Here is a 20,636-nt window from a genome sequence, read left to right on the forward strand (position 1 = left end):
CGGACCGGTTCGGACAGCCCCTGGGCGCAGCGGTGCATGCCGGCCTCCTGACACGATCCCCCGTGGCGGCTGTGTCGTCCTTCGATTGTGGCATCCCGAGGCCGCGCGCCTCAGCCGCGGCACCGGCGGCCTCGCGCCTCAGCGGGCGCGGGCCCGGGTGCCGCGGCCGGACGCGGCATCCGCCGACGGCGTCAGGACACCAGCCCCACGTGGGCGAGGGCCTGCTTCAGCAGCACGCCGTGCCCGCCCGGCATCTCGCCCTGCAAAGCCGCCGACGCGGCCTCCTGCGGGCTGAACCAGACCAGGTCGAGGGCGTCCTGCCGGGGGCGGCAGTCGCCGGTCACCGGCACCACGTACGCCAGCGACACGGCGTGCTGGCGCGGGTCGTGGTACGGCGTGATGCCGGCCGTCGGGAAGTACTCCGCGACCGTGAACGGCTGCAGGGAGGCCGGCACCCTGGGCAGTGCGACCGGGCCGAGGTCCTTCTCCAGATGGCGCAGCAGGGCGTCCCGCACCCGCTCGTGGTGCAGGACACGGCCGGACACCAGGGTGCGGCTCACCGTTCCGTCCGGGCCGATGCGCAGCAGCAGTCCGATGCTCGTGACCTCGCCGCTGTCGTCCACGCGCACGGGTACGGCCTCGACGTAGAGGATCGGCATCCGGGCCCTGGCCATCTCCAGCTCGTCCGAGGTGAGCCAGCCGGGCGTGGTTTCGGTCATGTCAGACATTGCTTGATCATACTTTCCGGGTGGGGCGCACGCTGCGGTCGCGTGCCGGTTCGTTCGGGGGCAGTGCGTACAGTCGGCGGGCGTTGTCGCGGCCCGTCCAGGCCGCGATGCGCAGGGCGTCGGGCAGGCTCAGCTCGTCGGCGTCCACCCGGTCCTGGAGCAGTGCGCCCAGCGCGTGCCGGAAGGACAGGGCGCCCAGGTGGTGGAACTCGGCCACCCCGAAGGCGTCGGAGCTGTACAGCATCTTGCGGAACGGGGTGATCTCCAGCGCCTCCTCCAGCACCGCCCGGCAGCGGGCCGGGCCGGTGTGGTGCAGGGCGAGGCCGACGTCCAGGTACACCTGCTCGAACACCGCCGACAGGTAGGACGCCTGGCGGTGATACGGCCAGCAGTGCAGCAGCAGCACCGGGACCGCCCCGGCGGTCAGCCGCAGCCAGTCGGTGAGCAGGACGGGATCGGCGTGGTGCAGTCGCAGGTCCGCGTCGCCGAAGCCGGTGTGCAGCTGCAGCGGCAGGCCCAGGTCGGCCGCGGTCCACAGCAGGTGCCGTACGAGGACCGGGTCGTCGAGGCGCCCGCCGCGCGCGAGCCACCGTCCGGCCGCCCGGGTCACCTCGCCGTCCGCGGGACGCTCCGGGGCGAGGGCGAAGCCGGTGCGGTAGGCGGCCACCGACTTCACGGCGATCACCGCGGGCCGGCGTACGGCCTCCTCGGCGGCCGACCGGAAGGCGCCGGCGTAACCGGCGGCCGGGACGCCGCCGGCCGCCACCTCCTCGGCGACCCGTTCGAGCCGTACCACCTCGTACGCGGTGGCGCCGGCGGCCTCGGCCAGTTCGGCGGGGGAGGTGAGGGGGTGCGGCGTGTAGCCGGTGTCGACGCAGAACGCCTCGGCCCCCGCGGCGGTCAGGAAGCGGCGGTTGACCTCGCGCCAGCCCAGCTCGCGGCGCCGGGCCAGGTACTCGTCGGGGGCCGCGTGCCGGGGCAGGTCCAGCAGGGGCGCGCAGTGGCGGCGCACCGCCACGCCGGCCGGGGTGTCGAAGGCGGAGGCGCCGGGCCGGACGTCGCCCTCGGTGAGCAGCGACTCGAACCCGGCGGGCGCGAGGTCCGCCGTGACGGCGCCGTGGCAGTGGTGGTCCACCAGCGGCAGGGCGGCGAGGGCCTCGTGGACCGGCCCGGACGCGGCCACGGTCAGTACCTCCAGCGGTAGGCCGCCGCGACGCCCGCGTCGTCCAGGCCGTCCACCGCGGCCGCCTCCCCGAGCCGTACGGCGGTCACCGCGTCCGCCAGGACCGGGCCCAGCGCGGCCCGCAGCACCCCGTCGGCCCGGAACTCCTCCACGGCCTCCGGCAGCGACACCGGCAGCCGCCGTACCCCGAGGGCCGCCGCCTCGTCCGGCCCGTACCGTGCCGGGTCGCCGGTGATCTCCTCCGGCAGCGTCCTGGACTCCGTCAGGCCGTCCAGCCCGGCGGCGATCACGCAGCCGAACGCGAGATACGGGTTGGCGGCCAGATCGACCGGCTTGACCTCCATGTTCGCCTCCCGGTCCCGGCGGCCGGTCGTGCCGGTGACCATCCGCAGCGCGGCCTCGCGCGTCTCCCGGCCCCACGCGGCGAAGACCCCCGCCCACTGGGAGGGTCTGAGCCGCAGGTAGCTGGCCGGGCTGGGCGCGGTCACCGCCGTCAGCGCGGGCAGGTGCGCGAGCACGCCGGCCGCGAAGGACTCCGCCCCGGCCGTCATGCCGTACCGGCCTTCGCCGCCGGCGTGCAGGTTCACCCCGTCGCGCCAGCAGGACAGGTGCAGATGGCCGCCGTTGCCGACGCCCTCGGCCAGGACGGCGGGCGAGAAGGACACCCGCAGGCCGTGCCGCCGCGCCACCGCCCGGATCGTCTGGCGCACCAGGACGCTGCGGTCGGCGGCGGCCACCGGGTCCAGCGCGCCCACCGAGACCTCGAACTGCCCGGCCGCGTACTCGGGGTGGATCTGGTCGACGTCCACGCCCTGGGCCGCGAGCGCCGCGTACAGGTCGGCGGTGCAGTCGCTCAGCCCGACCTGCCGGACGGCGCCGTACGCCGGGCCGGCCACCGCCGGGACGAACTCCGCCTCGGGCGCGTCGTCGAGCCCGAAGGCCCACTCGACCTCGACGGCCGCCCGGAAGGCGAGGCCGTGGTCCTCGGCGGCGCGCGCGACGGTCCGGCGCAGGAAGGTGCGGGAGCAGCCGGGGTGGGGCTCGCCCTCCTGGGTGATCCGGTCCACGGGCGCCCAGGCCCAGCCCGGCTGGCCGGCCAGCACCACCAGCCGGTCGAGGTCGGGGTAGAGCCGCAGGTCGCCGTCGGGGGAGCCGAGGACGTCGGTGGTGACGATCGAGTCGTCGGCCAGGAACGTGTCGAAGACCGGCGACATGCCGATCCCCCAGGCCGCGGCCGCCTCCAGCCGGGCCGTCGGGATCGTCTTCACCCGGGTGACGCCCGCGGTGTCCACGTACGCGAGGACGATGCCGTGCACACCCCGCGCGGTCAGTTCGGAGGTGAGCGCGGCGACCCGCTCCAGGTCGCCGGGCCGGCCGCCGGGCACCGGGTCGGCAAGGGTGGTCATACGTCCTCCTCGACGGGCTCGGCCCCGGCCGGCCGGGGCGGCGGGGCCGGGCTCGGCTCCGGTCCGCGGGTCCGCTCAGGGTTTCACGGCCACCGCGCCGAACTGCGGTACCGCGGCGGCGTCGGGTTCGGCGCGCCACTGCGAGCACGGCACCAGGCCCGGCTCGATCAGCTCCAGGCCGTCGAGGAAGGCGGCGATCCCGGCGCGGTCGCGCGCGACGATCGGCGGGGTGGCGTTGGCGTTCCAGAACTCCATCGCGGCGATGTTGCCCTCGCCGCCGACCTCGGCGTCGTAGGTGGGGTGGGTGAGCACCAGGTAGCTGCCGGAGGGCACCGCCGCCATGATGCGCCGCACGATGTCCCGGGCCTCGTCCACGTCCAGGACGAAGTTGAGGATGCCCAGCATCATGACCGCGATGGGCCGGTCCATGTCCAGGGTCGCGGCCGCGCCCCGCACGATGGCCTCGGGATCGTGCACATCGGCGTCGATGTAGTCGGTGACGCCCTCGGGGGAGCTGGTGAGCAGCGACCGGGCGTGCACCAGGACGATCGGGTCGTTGTCGACGTACACGATGCGGGAGTCCGGCGCGACGCGCTGCGCGATCTCGTGGGTGTTGTCCACCGTCGGCAGGCCCGTGCCGACGTCGAGGAACTGGCGCACCCCGCGCTCGGCGGCCAGGTGCCGCACCGCCCGGCCGAGGAAGTCGCGGTCGGCCCGGGCCACCGCCCGGATCACCGGGAACATCCCGGCGACGTGCTCGCCGACCCGCTGGTCGACCTCGTAGTTGTCCTTGCCGCCGATCCAGTAGTTCCAGACCCGCGCGTTGTGCGCCACGGAGGTGTTCAGCCTCGTCGGTCCGGCGGTGGGGGAGTGCCCCTCGCTCACGTATCCGCCCCTCTCACATGCGGTTGCCCGCCGCCATTGTGCCGCTCCTTGATCGCGCTGTCCCGGGAACGCCGGACGGTGACCGGACGGGCACCCTCCGGTGTCCCGCGGCGCATGAGCAACACTGGACCCGGTACCCCTCCCCGATCCGGAAGCAGGACATGCACGCCACGCCCGCGTCCCTCGCCGACGTCCCCGCACCCGTCACCGGCCCCGCCGACATCCGGCTCGTCGTCACCGACATGGACGGCACGCTGCTGGACGACGCCAAGCGCGTCCCCGACGGCCTGTGGCCGATGCTCGCCGAACTGCGCCGCCGAGGTGTGCTGTTCAGCCCGGCGAGCGGCCGCCAGTACGCCACGCTGGCCCGGGAGTTCGCGGACGTCGCCGAGGGGATGGTGTTCATCGCGGAGAACGGCACGTACGTCGTCCGCGACGGCGTGGAGCTCAGCTCCGACCCGCTGGAGCCGTCCGTCGCGGCGGACGTCGCCCGCACGGTACGGCGGCTCGCCGCGGACGGGGTCGACGTGGGCGCCGTCGTCTGCGGCAAGCGGTCGGCGTACGTCGAGCGGTCCGACGAGGCGTTCCTCGCCGAGGTGCGCAAGTACTACGTCGAGCACCGCGTGGTCGAGGACGTCACCGCCGTCGAGGACGAGGTGATCAAGGTCGCGCTGTTCGACTTCGGCCCGGCCGAGCACAGCACCGCCCCGGCCCTGGAGGCGTTCGCCGCCACCCACCAGGTCGTCGTCTCCGGCGAGCACTGGGTCGACGTCATGAACCGCACCGCCAACAAGGGCGCCGCCCTGCGCGGCCTGCAGCGCGCCCTCGGCATCACCCCGGCGCAGACGATGGTGTTCGGGGACTACCTCAACGACCTGGAGATGCTGGACGCCGCCGAGTGGTCCTTCGCGATGGCCAACGCCCACCCGGAGGTCGTCCGCAGGGCGCGGCTGCTCGCCCCGGCCAACAACGACAACGGGGTGCTGCGGACCATCTCCGAGGTGATCGGGATACCGCTGCAGCGGGCCTGAGTCAGCGCTTGACCCCGACCGCGCCGTACAGCGAGACCGGTGCGGTGTCGCCCGGCGCGTCCTCGGGGCGCCACCGGTCGACCGGCACGATCCCGGGCGGGAGCAGTTCGAGGCCCTCGAAGAACACGCCGACCTCGGCCCGCGAGCGGGCCACCAGGGTCACCCCGCCCGCCGCGTACGCGGCGACGCCCCGCCGGACGCTCTCCGGCTCGAAGTCGGCCGTCATCGTCGACAGCACCAGGCAACTGCCCGGGGCCAGCGCGCCGACCAGCGTGCGGACCAGGTCGTGGGCGCCGTCCTCGTCGGCGACGAAGTGCAGCAGGGCGATCAGGGAGAGGGCGACGGGCCTGCCGAAGTCCAGTACGCGGGAGGCCCGTTCGAGGATGCCGTCCGGATCGCGGGCGTCGGCCTGGAGGTACTCGGTCACGCCCTGCGGGGTGCCGCGCAGCAGCGCCTGGGCGTGGGCCAGGACGATGGGGTCGTTGTCCACGTAGACGACCCGGGCGTCCGGCGCGGCCGACTGGGCGATCTGGTGCAGGTTGGGCTCGGTGGGTATGCCGGTGCCGACGTCCAGGAACTGGCGGACGCCCAGGTCCCCGGCCAGCGCCCGGGTGGCGCGGCGCATGAAGGCCCGGTTGGCGAGTGCCGCGCGCGGGGCGCCGCCGTCGATCGCCGCGATCCGCCGGCCGAGCTGTTCGTCCACGGAGTAGTTGTCCTTGCCGCCGAGGAACCAGTCGTAGACCCGGGCCGGGTGCGGCCGGGTGGTGTCGATGGCCTGGGCGGCCGGCTCGGTCCCCGTCACGTGCTGCTCCTCCGCTCGACCGGCCCCCCTGGGTCAGCGGGGGGACCGGGAGCAGTCTGGCACGATCATGAGGCGCGGCGCAGACAGTCTTCGGCCACCTGCCGGTCGAGGGCCGCCCGCACCAACGCGGCGGCCAGCACGGCCGGTTCGGTGTCCCCGGCGAGCCGTGCCAGCCGGCCGGCGTCCTCCGGCAGGCCGAGCCGGCCGGCTCCCGACAGCGCCTTGGCGTCGAAGTACGGCGCGACGTCCGGCCACACCCGCTGGGCCTCGCGCAGGAAGATGTCGGCGCCGGCCGGCCCGATGCCCGGCTCCTCCTGGAGGAGCCGCTTGAGTTCGCCGGTGTCGCCGTCCGCCTCCTCGTGCAGCCGGCGCAGGTCACCGCCCCAGCGGTCGGTCAGCAGCTCCGCGCCTTCGCCTAGCTGCGTGGCGGTGCGCTCGTCGTAGCGCCGGTAGCCGCCCCGGCCCAGCGCGTCCACCCGCCGCCGCCAGTCCGCCCCGGCCATACGCCGGGGGCTGTCGAGGCGGTCCTCGTGCAGCGCGCGGGCCGCGGCCACCGCGACGGAGGCCCGGATCCGCGCGCTCAGCAGGAGGGAGAGCACGAGCAGCCGGTACAGCGGCTGAGGGGTGTCCTTCAGCCGGATGTCCGCCTCCTCGGCGTACGTCCGCCCGCACGCGGCCACCAGCTCGCGCACGACCCGCTCGTCGCGGTGCACGGCGCGTCCTACGGCTTGAGGGGGTCGTGCCCCAGCGTCATCAGCCGGTGCCGGCGGCGGGTGTCCTCCGGCGTCCGCTCCGGCTCGGGCTCGTTCTCCACGTCCACCAGTTCACCGACGGTGTCGACGACCCTGTGCATCACCCGGACGTCGTCGTCGGTCAGATCGGTGCGCCGCTTCTGCAGGATGGCGAGAACGTGCTGCCCGGTGGGCGAGCCCGCCTGGTCGGGCAGCGGCTCCACCTCCTCGTCGGCGTCCCGGACCCGGAGCCAGGAGGCGAGTTCCGCCGAGGTCATGTTCACCACGCGGTGGAAGTCCTCCCACAGCGCGTCCATCTCGAGTGCGTCCGCCATGGATTTCCCCTTTCCGTGTGCGGGGGCCGGCTCACCGGGGGCGGGCCGGCCGTCGTGCGTCGTGCGTCGGGCCGGGCCCGGGTCACTTCCCGTCGCGGGGCCAGTTCTCCGCCTCGAACATCCAGCGCTGCTTCTCCAGGTCGGCCGTGATGGCGATCAGCAGGTCCTGGCTGACCGGGTCCGGCTCGTCGGTCGCGGCGATGCGTTCCCGCAGCCGGCCGATCACCGACTCCAGGGCCGACACCATCAGCTCGACCACCTCGGTGTCGCGCAGCCAGCCCTCCCTGGTCCTGGGCAGGGCGAGGCCCGCGGCGACGGTCTCCGGACGCCCGTCCGGCGGCAGGCCGAGAGCGGCGGCGCGCTCCGCGACCGTGTCGGAGTGGGCCCGGGCCGTGTCGACCACCTCGTCGAGCTGGAGGTGGATCGAGCGGAACCGCGGCCCGACGATGTTCCAGTGGGCCTGCTTGCCGATCAGCGACAGACCCAGGAGGTCCACGAGGGTGTCTTGCAGGGCGGCACCGGTGATCTTGAGCGCCTCGTCGGACAGCGTGCTCTTCACCACGGTCATGGCGCGGTTCTCCCCTTCTGTCGTCCTCATGCGTGACGTGCCGGTTCGTCTGGTCGGTCCGGCTTGACGCCGTGACATCCGGCTTCGTTGCGTCACGTCCGACGGTGCGGGTGCCCGGCGGGTGCCGGGGCAAACGTGCCTGATCAGCGGGGGAGTACCTGGTCCAGGAAGCGGACGAGTTCGGCGAAGACCTCCGCCCGGTTCGTCTCGTTGAACACCTCGTGCCGGGCGCCGGCGAAGACCCGTTCGGTCAGCCGTCCGCCGCTGAGCCGCTCCACGCCGATCCTGCTGCCCGGCAGCGGCACCAGCCGGTCGTCGTCCCCGTGCAGCCAGAGCAGCGGCAGCGGCCCGACGTCCCCGCCCTCGTCGACGGCCTTCAGGGTGCGGGTGAACGCCTCCAGCGTCGGCCGCTTCATCGGGCCGTGCCACACCAGCGGGTCGGCGGCGTACGCGGCGCCCACCGCCGGGTCGCGGGTGAGCGCGGCGGGGCTGATCGGGGTGTCCGGGATCTCGTCCAGGGCGAGCAGCCGGCCGGGCAGCTCCCAGGCGCCGATCACCGGCCCGGACAGCACCAGCGCGCTCAGTCCGGAGCCGTACCGCTGGGCGTACCGGGCGGCGATCAGGCCGCCCATGGAGTGGCCGACCATGACGAGCGGCAGTCCGGGATGCGCGGCACGGGCCAGACCGGCCACCCGGTGCACGTCCCGGACCACGTCCTCGAAGTCCTCGACCACCACCCGCTCGCCGGCCGACCGCCCGTGGCCGGCGTGGTCCGGGCCGTACACGGCCGCCCCGTGCCCGGTCAGGACGCCCGCCAGTCCGTCGTACCGGCGGACGTGCTCCCCGTACCCGTGCACCACGACGGCCAGGTACCGCGGCTCGGGGTGCGGCCACTCGGTCACGGCGACGCCGTCGAGGTCGTGCTCGCGGATCTCGGTCATGTCTCCTCCAGCCGGTCGGGCGCGGGTCACACGGGAGGATCTTCCCAGTGGCCGGGTGGTCGGGCTATAGTCCAAAACTAGCAGTGCTAATTAAGGGTGCTGCCGAACGGACCGACAGGTCCGTGCCGATCACCACGCCGTCGGTCAGGAGTCCCAGCCGTGCGCCCCGTCCACTTCGCGGCCGCCCGCCGCACCCCCATCGGCAAGCTGCGCGGAGCCCTCTCCACCGTGCGGCCCGACGACCTCGCGGCCACCGTGATCCGCCGTCTGGTGGCCGACGTCCCCGCACTGGACCCGGCCCGCATCGACGACGTCTACTGGGGCGCCGCCAACCAGGCGGGCGAGGACAACCGCAACGTCGCCCGGATGGCCGCCCTGCTCGCGGGCCTGCCCGAGACCGTGCCCGGCGCCACCGTCAACCGGCTGTGCGCCTCCGGCCTCGAAGCGGTCACCGCCGCCGCCCGCACCATCGCCGCCGGCGAGGCCGACATCGTGCTCGCTGGCGGCTCCGAGTCCATGAGCCGCGCCCCCTTTGTGCTGCCCCGCCCCGACGAGGCCCTGCCGCACCGCATCGAGACCCACGACACCAGGCTGGGCTGGCGCCTGGTCAACCCCGCCATGAAGGACCTGCACGGCCTGCTGGCCATGGGCGAGACGGCCGAGGAGGTGGCCGAGCGGTACGGCGTCTCCCGTGCCCGTCAGGACGAGTTCGCCCTGCGCAGCCACCAACTGGCCGCCGCCGCACGGAAGAACGGCCACTTCGACGACGAGATCCTGCCCGTGGAGCGCCCCGACGGCGTCACCGTCGACCAGGACGAGTGCGTACGCGAGGACACCTCGCTGGAGAAACTCGGCCGCCTCAAGCCGGTGTTCCGCGCGGGCGGCACGGTCACCGCGGGCAACGCCTCCCCGATGAACGACGGAGCGGCCGGACTGCTGCTGGTCAGCGAGGAGGCCCTGAACGAGCTGGGCCTCGAGTCCCTCGGCCGCTACGTCGCCGGCGCCTCGGCGGGCGTCCACCCCGATGTGATGGGCATCGGCCCCGTCCCCGCCACCCGCAAGGCGCTGGCCCGGGCCGGCTGGACGATCGGCGACCTGGGCGAGGCAGAGTTCAACGAGGCGTTCGCCGCCCAGGCCCTCGCCTGCGTCGACGAACTGGGCATCGACCCCGGCCTGGTGAACCCCACCGGCGGGGCGATCGCGCTCGGCCACCCGCTCGGCTGCTCCGGCGCCCGCATCCTCACCACCCTGCTGCACCGGATGCGCCGCACCGGCGCCGACCGAGGGCTCGCGACCATGTGCGTGGGCGTCGGCCAGGGCAGCGCCGTGCTGGTCGAGAGGCGCTAGCAGCGCTTCGACGGGGGCAACGGGGTCCCCGACAAGGGGATCGGAAGCAAGAGCCGCAGCAAGAACGGAGCACCACTGGCATGGCAACCCTGTCCGTCGCCGCCATCCTCGCCGAGAACGCCCGGCGCCGCCCCCACCGTACGGCTCTCGTCGAAGGAGACCTCCGGCTGTCCTTCGAGCAGGTGTGGCGGCGGGCCCGGGCCCAGGCGGGCGCGCTCGCCGGGCTCGGCGTCCGGCCGGGGGACCGGGTCGCCCTGATGGCGCCCAACACGGCCGAGTTCCCGGTCGCCTACTACGCGATCGCCGCGGCCGGCGCGGTCGTCGTCCCGGTGCACCTGCTGCTGTCGCCGCCGGAGGTCGAACACGTCCTGAAGGACAGCGGGGCCACACTGCTCCTGGTGCACCCGGCACAGGCGGCGACCGGGCGGGCCGCCGCACAGGCCCTCGGTGTCCGGGTGGTCGAGCTGGGCGGCGAACTGGACGCCCTCGCGGCCGGCGCCGAGCCCCTGCACTCGTACGTCTCCCGCGCCGCCGACGACCCGGCGGTGATCTTCTACACCAGCGGCACGACCGGCGTGCCCAAGGGCGCCGTGCTCAGCCACTTCAACCTGGTGATGAACGCGACCGTCAACGCCTTCGACGCCAACGACATCCGGCCCGACGACGTGGCGCTCGGCGCGCTGCCGCTGTTCCACGCCTTCGGCCAGACCGTGTCGCTCAACTCCACCTGGCGCGCCGGCGCGACGCTGGTGCTGCTGCCCCGCTTCGACGCGGCCCGCGCCATCGAGCTGATGGTGAAGGAGGGCGTGAACACCTTCCACGGGGTGCCCACCATGTTCGTCGCGCTCGCCGCGGCGGCCGGCGGCGCCGACGCCCTGCCCGGACTGCGGGTGTGCGTCTCCGGCGGTGCGTCGCTGCCGGTCGCCGTGCTGGAGCGGTTCGAGGCCGCGTTCGGCGCCCGGGTCTACGAGGGGTACGGGCTGTCGGAGACCTCGCCCACGGCCACCGTCAACCAGCCGGTGTTCGGCACCAGGGCGGGCACCATCGGCCACCCGCTGTGGGGCGTCGACGTGGAGATCGCCCAGGCCGAGGTGGAGGAACGGATCGAGCTGCTGCCGCCGGGCGAGCTGGGCGAGGTGGTCGTCCGCGGCCACAACGTCTTCTCCGGCTACCTCGGCCGCCCCGAGGCCACCGCCGAGGCGCTGGTCGACGGCTGGTTCCGGACCGGCGACCTCGGCACCAAGGACGACGAGGGCTTCCTGCGGATCGTGGACCGCAAGAAGGACGTCATCATCCGCGGCGGCTACAACGTGTACCCGCGGGAGGTCGAGGAGGTCCTGATGCGCCACCCCGGCGTCGCCCAGGTCGCCGTCATCGGTCTGCCCGACGAGCTGCACGGCGAGGAGGTGTGCGCCGTCGTCGTACTGGCCGAGGGCGCCGCGTCCGACGCCGCCGAGATCACCGAGTGGTCCAAGGAGCACCTCGGCCGGCACAAGTACCCGCGCCGCGTGGAGTTCTGCGACGCCCTGCCGCTCGGGCCGAGCATGAAGGTGCTCAAGCGGGAGCTGCGGACCCGGTACGCCGGCCGCTGAGACCGGCCGGGCCCGCGTCCGGCGGGCGCCCGGTCCGCCGGGCGTGGAGGCCGCCCGGCGATATCGATCGGCCGCCGCCGGTCGTGTGCACATAGCATCGGTCGCCGTATGAACACGATGACGCTCTGGCACATATCCGGCTGGGGGTTCACCGCCCTCGCCCTCGCGGCCCTGCTGGTCGGCTTCTCCAAGACCGCCGTCAGCGGGGCCAACACGGTCAGCCTCGCGGTCTTTGCCGCCGTCCTGCCCGCCCGCGCCTCCACCGGAGTGCTGCTGCCGGTCCTGATCGCCGGTGACGTGCTCGCCGTGCTCACCTACCGGCGGCACGCCCACTGGCCCACGCTGTGGCGGCTGTTCCCGGCCGTCGCGGCCGGCGTGGTGGCCGGCACCCTGTTCCTGCTGTGGGCCGACGACGGGGTCGTACGGACCTCGATCGGCGCGATCCTGCTGCTGATGGCCGGCGTCACGGCGTGGCGGCGGCGGTCCGGGACGGAGGACGAGCCGGACGCGGTCACCACCCGGGCGGGCCGGATGAAGGCGCGTTCCTACGGCGTCCTCGGCGGCTTCACCACCATGGTCGCGAACGCGGGCGGCCCGGTGATGTCGATGTATCTCCTTTCCGCGGGCTTCCGCAAACTCGGCTTCCTCGGCACGTCGGCCTTCTTCTTCCTGATCGTGAACGTGTCCAAGGTCCCCTTCAGCGCCGGACTCGGTCTGATCGACGGCCGCTCACTGCTCCTCGACGCCGCGCTCGTGGTGTTCGTCGTCCCCGGCGCGCTGATCGGCACATGGGCTGTGCACAAGATCAACCAGCGGCTCTTCGAACAACTGGTGATCGCCGCGACGGTCGTCGGCGGTGTGCAGCTACTGCTGCGCTAGGCCCAGCAGCGCCGGGACGTCCGCGAAGGAGTCCACGACGCGGTCGGGCGCGCCGCTCGCGCTCTCGTGCGTCTCCGGCCGGTACTTCCCGGTCCGCACCAGGACCCCGGTGAGCCCGGCCCGCTGCGCCGCGAGGACGTCCGACTCGATGTCGTCGCCCACCATCAGCGCCTGCTCCGCGCCCACGCCGAGCCGGGACAGCGCGGCCTCGAAGAACGCCTGCGACGGCTTGCCCGTGACCTGCGCCTCGACCCCCGCCGCCCGCTCGAGCCCGAGCAGGAAGGCGCCCGAGTCCAGTTGCAGCCCGGAGTCGGTCCGCCAGTACAGGTTGCGGTGCATGGCGACCAGCCGCGCGCCGCGCTGCAACTGGCCGAACGCCCGGTTCAGCGCCTCGTAGCCGAACTCCGGCCCCGCACCGCCCACGACGACGACGTCCACGCGGTCGTCGTCGGCCACGACGACGTCACCCAGGTCCGCGCCCACGTCCCCGCTGTTGAGGAGGGCGCAGCGGGCGCCCGGGTGGTGCTCGGCGAGATGGACGGCCGTGGCGGCGGGCGCGGTCAGCACGTCCGCCACGTCCACCTCGAAGCCGGCCCCCGACAGCGTCCGCGCGACCGACGCACGGGAACGGGACGTCGTGTTGGTCACCAGGACCACGCCGAGACCGGCCCCCCGGATCCGCGCCAGCGCCTCCACCGCACCCGGCAGCGGCTTCCAGGAGACGGTGAGGACACCGTCGATGTCGATCAGGACGGCACGCACGGATTCCATGGCCCGACCGTAGCCCGCCACGCGCGGGGCCGGGCCGAACGACGTCGGTACGCTCACCCCCATGTCCCCGCACGTCCTGATCCTCGGCGGCACCACCGAGGCCCGCCGCCTCGCCTCGGACCTCGCCGCACGCCCCGGCGTCCGGGTCACCACCTCGCTGGCCGGCCGGGTAGCCCGCCCCGCCCCGGTGCCGGGCGAGGTGCGGACCGGCGGTTTCGGCGGGCCGGAGGGCCTCGCCGACTGGCTGCGCGCACACCGGGTGGACGTCCTGGTCGACGCCACCCACCCGTTCGCCGAGTCGATCACGGCCAACGCGGCCCGCGCGGCGGCGGCCACCGGAGTCCGCGCCCTGGTGCTGCGCCGCCCCGGCTGGCAGCCGGGCCCCGGTGACGACTGGCACCCCGTCGACTCGCTCGACGCCGCCGCCGAGGCGCTGCCCGGCCTCGGCCGGCGGGTGTTCCTCAGCACCGGCCGTCTGGGGCTCGCCGCCTTCCGGCACCTGGCGGACCTGAGCTTCGTGGTCCGGTCGGTCGATCCGCCCGAGCCGCCGCTGCCCCCGGACACCCGGGTGGTCCTCGCCCGCGGCCCGTTCACCGTGACCGACGAGACGCGCCTCCTGCGCGACCACGCGATCGACGTCCTGGTCACCAAGGACAGCGGCGGCGACGCGACGGCCGCGAAGCTCACGGCCGCACGGGACCTCGGGCTGCCCGTGGTCGTCGTACGCCGCCCCGAATCGCCGGCCGGCGTCACGGTGGTGCCCGACGTGGCCGGCGTGCTGCGGCGGCTGGGTCTCAGCTCTCCCCGGGGTTCCGGCGCAGCAGATACGTGTCCATGATCCAGCCCTTGCGCTCCCGGGCCTCGGCCCGCGCCCGCTCGATGCGGGGCCCGGCCTCGGCGAGCGGGCCGGAGACGAGGATCTCGTCCGGGGTGCCCAGGTACGCGCCCCAGTAGATGTCGATGTCCTGCTCCGCGTACCGCCGGAAGGCCTGGTGCGCGTCCAGCATCACCACGACGTCGTCCACCCCCTCGGGGAACCCCTCGGCCAGCCGCCGCCCGGTGGTGATCTGCACCGGCCGGGCCACCCGGTTCAGCCCCGTGCGGTGCCGGGCCACCAGGGAGGAGACGCTGCTGATGCCGGGCACCACGTCGTACTCGAACTCCACCGTGCCCCGGTCCAGCACCTCCTGGAGGATGCCGAGCGTGCTGTCGTACAGCGACGGGTCGCCCCACACCAGGAACGCGCCGGTGCCGTCCTCGTCCAGTTCCTCGGTGATCAGCCGTTCGTAGATGCCGGCGCGCGCGACGCGCCAGTCCTCCACGGCGGGGGAGTACGCGGTCCCGCCCGCCGTGCGGTCCCGCTCCGGGTCCCGGGCCGTCACCACCCGGTAGCCGCCCTCCGGCAGGTGCTCGTCGAGCATGTCCCGGCGCAGCCGGGTGAGGTCGCTCTTCACCTCGCCCTTGTCGAGCAGGAAGAACACGTCCGTGCCCCGCAGCGCCTTCACCGCCTGGAGGGTCAGCTGGTCGGGGTCGCCCGCTCCGATACCGATGACATGAATCTTTCGCACGCCCAGAGTCTGCCGCATGCCGCCGACCGTGATCCCACCGCCTCCGCGGCCCCCGCGGGGAGGCGGTCAGGACACCAGCCGAGGCGCCTCGGCCGCCGCGTCGACGGGCGCCGCCGCCCCCTCCACCCGCCCGGCCAGCTCCCGTGCCCACCCGGCGAGCCGGGCCAGGTCGATCCCGTAGGGCCGGTCCTCGCCCCGGGTGACCTCCCAGTCCTCCACCGCGCCCGCACCGCGCCGCAGCAGCCGGGCCCCGCCGGTGGCGTTGCCCCGTGCCGCGTGCGTGAGCCCCACGGCGAGCTGGGCGAGACCGCGCCACAGGGTGCGCTCGTCCTCGGGGCCCGACTTCCAGGCGTCCTCGAACACCTCGTGGGCGTGGAAGGGCCGGCCGGCGTCCAGCAGCGCCTGCGCCTCGGCGACCGTCTCCGGCGCGGTCCGCACGATCCCCTCGGGCTGCCGTTCGACGCCGTCGGCCCCGTACGGCAGCGGCCGCCCCAGTCCGTCCCGGGGCCGGGCGTTGCGCGCCCGTCCTCCTGCGTCCCGGTCCCGGCCGCCCGCCGTCGTGTCCGCGTCTGTCATACGGTCCATTGTCGCGGTCCCGGCCCCCGGGCCTTCGGCGCACCCCCGCGCGTGGGGTAAAGTGCTGTTCGCGCGATCACGCGGGTCACCGCGAGTGAGCGCACCGGGACGTGGCGCAGCTTGGTAGCGCACTTGACTGGGGGTCAAGGGGTCGCAGGTTCAAATCCTGTCGTCCCGACTCGCCGAACAGCGGGTCAGGGGTCGTTCGAGAGCAGTCTCGGCCGGCCCCTTCGCCATATCCGGGGTCATGGGCCCCCGCGCTCCGTTCAGGCCGTCCGCTGCCGCCGGGCCGCCATCACGGCGTAGACGACGATCCCCGCGAACAGGAACAGCACGCCCTGGTAGACCGCCGCGTAGCCGGCGCCCGCGACGAGCCACATCGAGAAGGCGGCCGCCACCGCGGTGACGACGGCGTCCCGGACCAGCCGCGCCCGGTCGACCGACTCGCGCCGGCCCGACACCAGGTGGAACACCTGGGCCGCGGTGGCCAGCAGGTACGGCACGGTCGCGGTGAAGGTGGTGACGAGCACCAGCATGTCGAAGACCTTCGCGGAGCCCGCCGTGTAGTTGTAGACGGTGAGCAGCGAGGCGAGGACCACGGTGACGCCGACGCCGACGGTCGGCACGCCGCGGCGGCGGCGCGCGAAGGCGGCGGGGAACAGTCCGTCCCGCGCGGCGGCGTACGGGGTCTGGGCGCTCAGCAGCGTCCAGCCGTTGAGGCAGCCGGTCATCGAGACCAGGGCGGCGAGGGCCACGGCCCAGCCGCCCCAGCTCCCGCCGAACATGGCGTTCACGGCGTCGGAGAACGGCGCGGTGGACGTCACCAGCCGGCCGTGCCCGACCGTGCCGAAGACCGACAGGGTGCCCAGCAGGTACACGAGGGCGGCGCCGGCGGTGCCGATGACGGTGGCGCGCCCCACGTTGCGGCGGGCGTCCCTGACCTCGCCCGCGCTGACGGCGGCGGACTCCACCCCGAGGTAGGAGAAGAGCAGCAGGGCGGCGCACGCGGACACCGCGCCGATGGCGCCGCCCCCGGTGGCGTTGAACGGCCCGAGCTTCGCCGGGTCGAAGAAGAACAACCCGCCCACCGCGACGAGCAGCAGCGGGACGAACTTCAGCACGGTGGAGACGAGTTGTACGGCGCCCACGTAGCGGGTGCCGGCGAAGTTGGCGAGTGCGGGCAGCCACTGCAGCGCCAGGGCGGCCAGACACGCGCTCCAGCGGTGGCCGGCCACCGGGATCAGCACGTCGAGGTAGCCGACGGCGGCCACGGCGAGCGCGGCGTTCGAGACCCAGGTGGTGATCCAGTACGCCCAGGCGGCGAGGAAGCCGGCGAAGTCGCCGAAGGCCTCGCGGGCGTAGACGTAGGGGCCGCCGGTGCGCGGGTCGCGTTCGGCGAGCCGGCCGAAGACCAGGGCGAGCGCGACGGCGCCCACCGTCAGGACGGCGAAGGCGACGAGGCTGACGGTGCCGTAGGGGGCGACGGAGGCGGGAAGCAGGAAGATGCCCCCGCCGATGATGTTGCCCATGACCAGGGCGGTGGCGACGGGCAGCCCGAAGCGGCGGGCGTGCCGTCCGGTGTCGCCGTTCGGGTCCTCGGCGGGAACGGGGTGGGTTCCCGGGGGCGCCGGAGCCGGCCGCTGGGCGGTCCCGGAGACGTGCATGGGTGGGTGTGCCTCTCATCGAACGGGTGTTCCCGGGATCGCCGGGACCAGCCCATGGTCGGGGATGCCCGGACCTGATGCAAAATCGCCGCTTTTTGTCCCGTAGGACCCGTTCGATGAAGAAGAAACTGCGCGTACGAGCTGCTCGGACCGCCAGACGTCCGTCAGCCCTTGTTGGAGCCCAGGGTCAGGCCGCTGACGAACTGGCGCTGCAGCGCGAAGTAGACGATCAGGGTGGGGATCGCGGTCAGCAGGGCGCCGGCGGCGACCAGGTTGGGGTCGGTGAAGTACTGGCCGGACAGGTTGTTCAGGGCCGAGGTGATCGGCATGTTCTCACCGGTGGAGATCAGCACCAGGGCCCAGAAGAAGTCGTTGTAGATCCAGATCGACAGCAGGGTCGCCAGGGCCGCCATCGCCGGCTTGCACAGCGGCAGCGTGATCTGCCAGTACAGCCGCCACACCGAGGCGCCGTCGACCAGCGCGGCCTCGGTCAGCTCGTGCGGCAGCGAGCGCATGTAGTTGCTCAGCACGAACGCGCAGAACCCGGACTGGAACGCCACGTGGATGAGGACGAGGCCGAGCGCGGAGTCGTACAGCTTGCCGCTCTCGGTGATGCCGGGCAGATCGGTGAGCAGGTACATGCGGTACAGCGGCGTGATGATGACCTGCTGGGGGAGCAGGTTGCCCGCCGTGAAGACCAGCAGCAGCGCCAGGTTCACCCGGAAGTCGAACCGGGCGACGTAGAAGGCGACGCACGAGGACAGGAACAGCGTCAGCAGCACCGCCGGCACCGCGATGAGCAGCGTGTTGACGAAGTAGTGCGTCATGTCCGACTGCTGGTACGCGTGGGTGAAGTTGTCCAGGCTGAGCTTGTCCGGCCAGGACACGTACCCCTTGGCGCTGGTCTCGCCGTAGGGCCGGAGCGCGGAGAAGACCGCCCACAGCAGGGGCGCCAGCCACGCCAGGGCGGTGGCCGAGAGGAAGACGTGCAGCAGGACCCGGGCCGGGCGCAGGGGGGCGCGCCGCCTGAGTGCGGCGGTGGGGGCGCTCACGATCGCCGCTCCTTCCGGAAGGTGGCCACCAGGTACGGGATGATCACCGCGAGGGAGATCACCAGCAGGACCACCGCGATGGCGGAGCCGTAACCGATGCGGCTGGACTCGCCGATGATGTTGTTCGTGACCAGGATCGACAGCAACTCGGTGCCCTGCGCGCCCTTGTTGAAGACGAAGACCAGGTCGAAGGCGCGCAGGGCCTCGATGATGGTGACGACCAGGACGACCGTGTTGGTCGGGCGCAGGGTCGGGAAGACGACGTGCCGGAACGACTGCCACTCGCCCGCGCCGTCCAGCGCGGACGCCTCCCGCAGGGACGGGTCGACGCTCTTCAGGCCGGCCAGGTACAGGATCATCATGTAGCCGGTGTGCCGCCAGGACGCGGCGACGAGCACCGCCCACAGGTTGAGGTCGGGGTCGCCGATCCAGTCGATGTAGTGGCCGGGTTCGTTGGCCCCGACGATGCTGTTGATCAGGCCGGTGTCGGGGTTGTAGACGAGCTGCCAGACGAAGCCGATGCACGCCATCGAGATGACCACCGGCAGGAAGAACGCCGTCTGGTAGACCCGGCTGAACCGGATCCGCTTGTCCAGCTGCACCGCCAGGAACAGCCCGAACGGGGTCGGGAGGAGGATCAGGGCCGCGAACCAGATGACGTTGTGCTGGACGGCGGGCCAGAACTGCGGGTTGTCGCTGAAGAGTTGCTTGAAGTTCTCCAGTCCCACCCACTGGATCGAGTCGAAGCCGATGCCGTCCCAGGTGGTGAAGGCGAGGAGGATCGAGGCGAGCGCGGTGACCCAGACCAGGGCCACGTGCAGGACCGTGGGGACGCCCGCCATGAAGGCGAGCGTGATCCGGTCGCGGCGGGTCAGCAGGCGCCGGTGGCCTCGTGCGGCCCGCGTCGCACCGGGTGCGGCGCCCGGAGGCGGCACGGCGGCCGCCTCCGGCGTCTTCGTCGTCGTGTCGGTCGTCATCGGGGCGCTCACGAGGACGCGAAGATGGTCTTCTTCTGGCGCTCGATCGACGACAGCAGGCCGTCCACGCCCTTGGGGTTCTGGATGAACTTCTGCAGCGCGGGCTGCATCACCGTGGAGGTGAAGTCGGGCCGGCTGTCGCGGTCCATGAACTGGGTGAGGCTCTTGGCGCCGCTGATCATCGTGTACGCCTTCTTCTGCAGCGCGGTGTACGAGGAGGTGTCCGCCTTGCCGGAGGCGGCGACCACGCTGGAGTCGGCCTTGAGGTAGACCGCCTCGGCCTCCGGGGTGCCGAGGTACTGCAGCAGCTTCACCACGCCCGCGTGGTTCTTCGGGGCCCTGCTGACCATGAAGCCGTCGGTCGGGGCCTCGACCGTGTCCTGGCCGAAGGCGGGGTTCATCTCCGGGAAGGCGAAGAAGTCGAGGTCGTCCAGGTCGGCCTTGTCCGTGAACTGCTGCCCGACGAACGAGCCGAGGAGGTACATGCCCGCCTTCCTGGCCACCAGGGTCTGCGCGGCGTCCTGCCAGGTGCGGCCCATGGCGCCGTCCTGGTGGTAGGGGAGCAGCTCGCTCCAGTGGTCGAAGACGGACTTCACCTTCGGGTCGGTCCATGAGGCCTTGCCGGCCATCAGCTCGACGTGGAAGTCGTAGCCGTTGAGCCGGAAGTTGATCTGGTCGAAGGTGCCCATCGCCGGCCAGGCGTCCTTGTCGCCGAAGGCGATCGGGACCAGGCCGTCCTTCTTCATCCGCTTGCACAGGGCCACCAACTGGTCCCAGGTGGTGGGGACTTCGTAACCATGCTGCTGGAAGACGCTTCTGCGGTAGAAGAGCGCCCAGGGATAGGTGTACAGCGGCACGAAGTAGTACTTGCCGTCCTCGCCCTTGCTGAGCTTCTTCATGGCCTCGGGGAAGTTGCCCTCGATCTTCGCCCACACGTCGTCGATCGGCGTCGCCAGCTTCTTCGCCGCGAAGAACTGCATGCGGTAGCCGGCGAACCAGTTGAACACGTCGTCCGGGGTGCCCTGGAGGTAGGAGTTGATCTGCTCCTGGAAGGTGTTGTGGTCCTTCGTGTTCACGTCGACCGTGATGCCCGACTGCTTCTTGAACGTCGCGTAGATCTCCGCGAAGGCCTTCTTCGGCACGGCGTCGGAGGCGTTGGAGCCGAGGGTGACGGTCTTCGGGTCGGCGGCGGAACCGCTGCCGCCGCAGGCGGACAGCAGGGGTATGCCCGCACCGAGGAGTGCGGCACCGCCCGCTCCGCGGAGCAGCGCACGGCGGCTGGGCGCGGGGAGGGGAAGACCGGGGGTGGAGAGGCGCATGGCGGCTCCTGAGGATTGCGGGGTCCGGCCAAGGGGATGAGTCGATCACCGAAAGGTCCTCGAAACCGCTCAGAAATCAACTCGACCGAACAGCGTGGGCGTAATAACAGCCCCACGTGCGCCGAGCGTCAATAGGTTCCGCTCACGTCGGCCGGTTACTTGCCCGAAACGTAATCGCCGGCGAACGGCTTTTTGAAATGATGTCTTGACAAAGGATTGACAGGCGGCCTCGCCGGGGGTTGGATCGCGTGCCAACGCAACAGCGTCCCTTCCCCGTAGCA

21 protein-coding genes and 1 tRNA gene are annotated in these 20,636 nt (G+C 72.9%); 6 read left to right on the forward strand and 16 right to left on the reverse strand.

The features are described 5' to 3' along the window. Positions 1 to 191 precede the first annotated feature (191 nt). The 4 genes from ACFYU0_RS15730 to ACFYU0_RS15745 form a co-directional block, all read right to left on the reverse strand. Positions 192 to 719, reverse strand: a complete 528-nt coding sequence (locus ACFYU0_RS15730) for an NUDIX hydrolase family protein (RefSeq protein WP_351668418.1) — start codon at positions 717 to 719, stop codon at positions 192 to 194. A gap of 16 nt (positions 720 to 735) precedes the next feature. After that, the gene (locus ACFYU0_RS15735) at positions 736 to 1,911 is read right to left on the reverse strand and encodes an amidohydrolase family protein (RefSeq protein WP_389301302.1); all 1,176 of its coding nucleotides are present in this window, start codon (positions 1,909 to 1,911) and stop codon (positions 736 to 738) included. Between the two features lie 2 nt (positions 1,912 to 1,913). Beyond that, positions 1,914 to 3,317: a glutamine synthetase family protein gene (locus ACFYU0_RS15740; RefSeq protein WP_389301305.1), complete on the reverse strand. Its 1,404-nt coding sequence runs from the start codon at positions 3,315 to 3,317 to the stop codon at positions 1,914 to 1,916. A 75-nt stretch (positions 3,318 to 3,392) separates the two neighbouring features. Then, the gene (locus tag ACFYU0_RS15745; protein ID WP_389301308.1) at positions 3,393 to 4,202 is read right to left on the reverse strand and encodes an SAM-dependent methyltransferase; all 810 of its coding nucleotides are present in this window, start codon (positions 4,200 to 4,202) and stop codon (positions 3,393 to 3,395) included. 161 nt (positions 4,203 to 4,363) lie between these two features. Between ACFYU0_RS15745 and ACFYU0_RS15750 the strand changes: the two genes are divergently transcribed. Then, on the forward strand, positions 4,364 to 5,233 hold the full coding sequence (locus ACFYU0_RS15750) for a Cof-type HAD-IIB family hydrolase (protein WP_351668361.1): 870 nt from the start codon (positions 4,364 to 4,366) through the stop codon (positions 5,231 to 5,233). 1 nt (position 5,234) lies between these two features. Here ACFYU0_RS15750 and ACFYU0_RS15755 read toward each other — a convergent pair whose 3' ends face one another. From ACFYU0_RS15755 to ACFYU0_RS15775, 5 genes are all read right to left on the reverse strand, one after another. Then, positions 5,235 to 6,035, reverse strand: coding sequence for an SAM-dependent methyltransferase (locus ACFYU0_RS15755; protein WP_389301310.1), 801 nt, complete (start codon positions 6,033 to 6,035; stop codon positions 5,235 to 5,237). Between the two features lie 65 nt (positions 6,036 to 6,100). Further along, positions 6,101 to 6,748, reverse strand: a complete 648-nt coding sequence (locus ACFYU0_RS15760; RefSeq protein WP_389301312.1) for an endonuclease — start codon at positions 6,746 to 6,748, stop codon at positions 6,101 to 6,103. 8 nt (positions 6,749 to 6,756) lie between these two features. Next, positions 6,757 to 7,101 carry a DUF3140 domain-containing protein gene (locus ACFYU0_RS15765; RefSeq protein ID WP_389301314.1) on the reverse strand — a complete coding sequence of 115 codons (345 nt, stop codon included), beginning with the start codon at positions 7,099 to 7,101 and terminating at the stop codon, positions 6,757 to 6,759. Between the two features lie 82 nt (positions 7,102 to 7,183). Next, positions 7,184 to 7,669 (reverse strand): DNA starvation/stationary phase protection protein, encoded by a 486-nt coding sequence (locus ACFYU0_RS15770; protein ID WP_351668369.1) that lies wholly within the window; start codon positions 7,667 to 7,669, stop codon positions 7,184 to 7,186. Positions 7,670 to 7,812: 143 nt separating this feature from the next. After that, positions 7,813 to 8,610 (reverse strand): alpha/beta fold hydrolase, encoded by a 798-nt coding sequence (locus ACFYU0_RS15775; RefSeq protein WP_389301316.1) that lies wholly within the window; start codon positions 8,608 to 8,610, stop codon positions 7,813 to 7,815. 159 nt (positions 8,611 to 8,769) lie between these two features. Here ACFYU0_RS15775 and ACFYU0_RS15780 point away from each other — a divergent pair, with 159 nt between their 5' ends. From ACFYU0_RS15780 to ACFYU0_RS15790, 3 genes are all read left to right on the forward strand, one after another. Then, positions 8,770 to 9,957 (forward strand): thiolase family protein, encoded by a 1,188-nt coding sequence (locus tag ACFYU0_RS15780; protein WP_351668373.1) that lies wholly within the window; start codon positions 8,770 to 8,772, stop codon positions 9,955 to 9,957. An 80-nt stretch (positions 9,958 to 10,037) separates the two neighbouring features. Next, positions 10,038 to 11,549 carry a long-chain fatty acid--CoA ligase gene (locus ACFYU0_RS15785; protein WP_389301320.1) on the forward strand — a complete coding sequence of 504 codons (1,512 nt, stop codon included), beginning with the start codon at positions 10,038 to 10,040 and terminating at the stop codon, positions 11,547 to 11,549. 108 nt (positions 11,550 to 11,657) lie between these two features. Further along, positions 11,658 to 12,428, forward strand: coding sequence for a sulfite exporter TauE/SafE family protein (locus tag ACFYU0_RS15790; protein ID WP_351668377.1), 771 nt, complete (start codon positions 11,658 to 11,660; stop codon positions 12,426 to 12,428). Here the strand turns inward: ACFYU0_RS15790 and ACFYU0_RS15795 are convergent. Beyond that, positions 12,414 to 13,199: a TIGR01458 family HAD-type hydrolase gene (locus ACFYU0_RS15795; protein ID WP_351668379.1), complete on the reverse strand. Its 786-nt coding sequence runs from the start codon at positions 13,197 to 13,199 to the stop codon at positions 12,414 to 12,416. The genes ACFYU0_RS15790 and ACFYU0_RS15795 overlap by 15 nt on opposite strands. A gap of 61 nt (positions 13,200 to 13,260) precedes the next feature. Here ACFYU0_RS15795 and ACFYU0_RS15800 point away from each other — a divergent pair, with 61 nt between their 5' ends. After that, positions 13,261 to 14,037 carry a cobalt-precorrin-6A reductase gene (locus ACFYU0_RS15800; RefSeq protein ID WP_389301323.1) on the forward strand — a complete coding sequence of 259 codons (777 nt, stop codon included), beginning with the start codon at positions 13,261 to 13,263 and terminating at the stop codon, positions 14,035 to 14,037. Here the strand turns inward: ACFYU0_RS15800 and cobF are convergent. Further along, entirely contained in the window at positions 13,994 to 14,767 is a 774-nt protein-coding gene (cobF, locus tag ACFYU0_RS15805; RefSeq protein ID WP_351668383.1) for a precorrin-6A synthase (deacetylating), read from the reverse strand. The two genes, ACFYU0_RS15800 and cobF, sit on opposite strands and share 44 nt — an antisense overlap. A 66-nt stretch (positions 14,768 to 14,833) precedes the next feature. Continuing rightward, positions 14,834 to 15,343, reverse strand: coding sequence for a DUF309 domain-containing protein (locus tag ACFYU0_RS15810; protein WP_389301326.1), 510 nt, complete (start codon positions 15,341 to 15,343; stop codon positions 14,834 to 14,836). A 104-nt stretch (positions 15,344 to 15,447) separates the two neighbouring features. Between ACFYU0_RS15810 and ACFYU0_RS15815 the strand changes: the two genes are divergently transcribed. Continuing rightward, positions 15,448 to 15,521 (forward strand) — tRNA-Pro (locus ACFYU0_RS15815). An 88-nt stretch (positions 15,522 to 15,609) separates the two neighbouring features. Here ACFYU0_RS15815 and ACFYU0_RS15820 read toward each other — a convergent pair. The 4 genes from ACFYU0_RS15820 to ACFYU0_RS15835 all read right to left on the reverse strand — a co-directional run bounded on the left by ACFYU0_RS15820 (position 15,610) and on the right by ACFYU0_RS15835 (position 20,355). Next, on the reverse strand, positions 15,610 to 17,007 hold the full coding sequence (locus tag ACFYU0_RS15820) for an amino acid permease (RefSeq protein ID WP_389301329.1): 1,398 nt from the start codon (positions 17,005 to 17,007) through the stop codon (positions 15,610 to 15,612). 164 nt (positions 17,008 to 17,171) lie between these two features. Next, positions 17,172 to 18,059, reverse strand: coding sequence for a carbohydrate ABC transporter permease (locus ACFYU0_RS15825; RefSeq protein WP_351668389.1), 888 nt, complete (start codon positions 18,057 to 18,059; stop codon positions 17,172 to 17,174). Next, complete coding sequence (locus ACFYU0_RS15830; protein ID WP_351668390.1) at positions 18,056 to 19,036, reverse strand: sugar ABC transporter permease; 981 nt, start codon at positions 19,034 to 19,036, stop codon at positions 18,056 to 18,058. Before ACFYU0_RS15830 ends, ACFYU0_RS15825 begins: the two co-directional genes overlap by 4 nt. A gap of 8 nt (positions 19,037 to 19,044) precedes the next feature. Further along, complete coding sequence (locus ACFYU0_RS15835; protein ID WP_351668391.1) at positions 19,045 to 20,355, reverse strand: ABC transporter substrate-binding protein; 1,311 nt, start codon at positions 20,353 to 20,355, stop codon at positions 19,045 to 19,047. Positions 20,356 to 20,636 lie beyond the last annotated feature (281 nt).

It is taken from the genome of Streptomyces sp. NPDC003720 (assembly GCF_042875075.1).
Lineage (GTDB): Bacteria > Actinomycetota > Actinomycetes > Streptomycetales > Streptomycetaceae > Streptomyces.

What these genes read in the sequence shown, in the direction of transcription:
- ACFYU0_RS15730 (WP_351668418.1), bottom strand. Translation starts at nt 719, where the DNA reads ATGACCGAAACCACGCCCGGCTGGCTCACCTCGGACGAGCTGGAGATG.
- ACFYU0_RS15740 (WP_389301305.1), bottom strand. Translation starts at nt 3,317, where the DNA reads ATGACCACCCTTGCCGACCCGGTGCCCGGCGGCCGGCCCGGCGACCTG.
- ACFYU0_RS15750 (WP_351668361.1), top strand. Translation starts at nt 4,364, where the DNA reads ATGCACGCCACGCCCGCGTCCCTCGCCGACGTCCCCGCACCCGTCACC.
- ACFYU0_RS15765 (WP_389301314.1), bottom strand. Translation starts at nt 7,101, where the DNA reads ATGGCGGACGCACTCGAGATGGACGCGCTGTGGGAGGACTTCCACCGC.
- ACFYU0_RS15770 (WP_351668369.1), bottom strand. Translation starts at nt 7,669, where the DNA reads ATGACCGTGGTGAAGAGCACGCTGTCCGACGAGGCGCTCAAGATCACC.
- ACFYU0_RS15775 (WP_389301316.1), bottom strand. Translation starts at nt 8,610, where the DNA reads ATGACCGAGATCCGCGAGCACGACCTCGACGGCGTCGCCGTGACCGAG.
- ACFYU0_RS15785 (WP_389301320.1), top strand. Translation starts at nt 10,038, where the DNA reads ATGGCAACCCTGTCCGTCGCCGCCATCCTCGCCGAGAACGCCCGGCGC.
- ACFYU0_RS15790 (WP_351668377.1), top strand. Translation starts at nt 11,658, where the DNA reads ATGAACACGATGACGCTCTGGCACATATCCGGCTGGGGGTTCACCGCC.
- ACFYU0_RS15795 (WP_351668379.1), bottom strand. Translation starts at nt 13,199, where the DNA reads ATGGAATCCGTGCGTGCCGTCCTGATCGACATCGACGGTGTCCTCACC.
- ACFYU0_RS15800 (WP_389301323.1), top strand. Translation starts at nt 13,261, where the DNA reads ATGTCCCCGCACGTCCTGATCCTCGGCGGCACCACCGAGGCCCGCCGC.
- ACFYU0_RS15810 (WP_389301326.1), bottom strand. Translation starts at nt 15,343, where the DNA reads ATGACAGACGCGGACACGACGGCGGGCGGCCGGGACCGGGACGCAGGA.
- ACFYU0_RS15820 (WP_389301329.1), bottom strand. Translation starts at nt 17,007, where the DNA reads ATGCACGTCTCCGGGACCGCCCAGCGGCCGGCTCCGGCGCCCCCGGGA.
- ACFYU0_RS15830 (WP_351668390.1), bottom strand. Translation starts at nt 19,036, where the DNA reads ATGACGACCGACACGACGACGAAGACGCCGGAGGCGGCCGCCGTGCCG.
- ACFYU0_RS15835 (WP_351668391.1), bottom strand. Translation starts at nt 20,355, where the DNA reads ATGCGCCTCTCCACCCCCGGTCTTCCCCTCCCCGCGCCCAGCCGCCGT.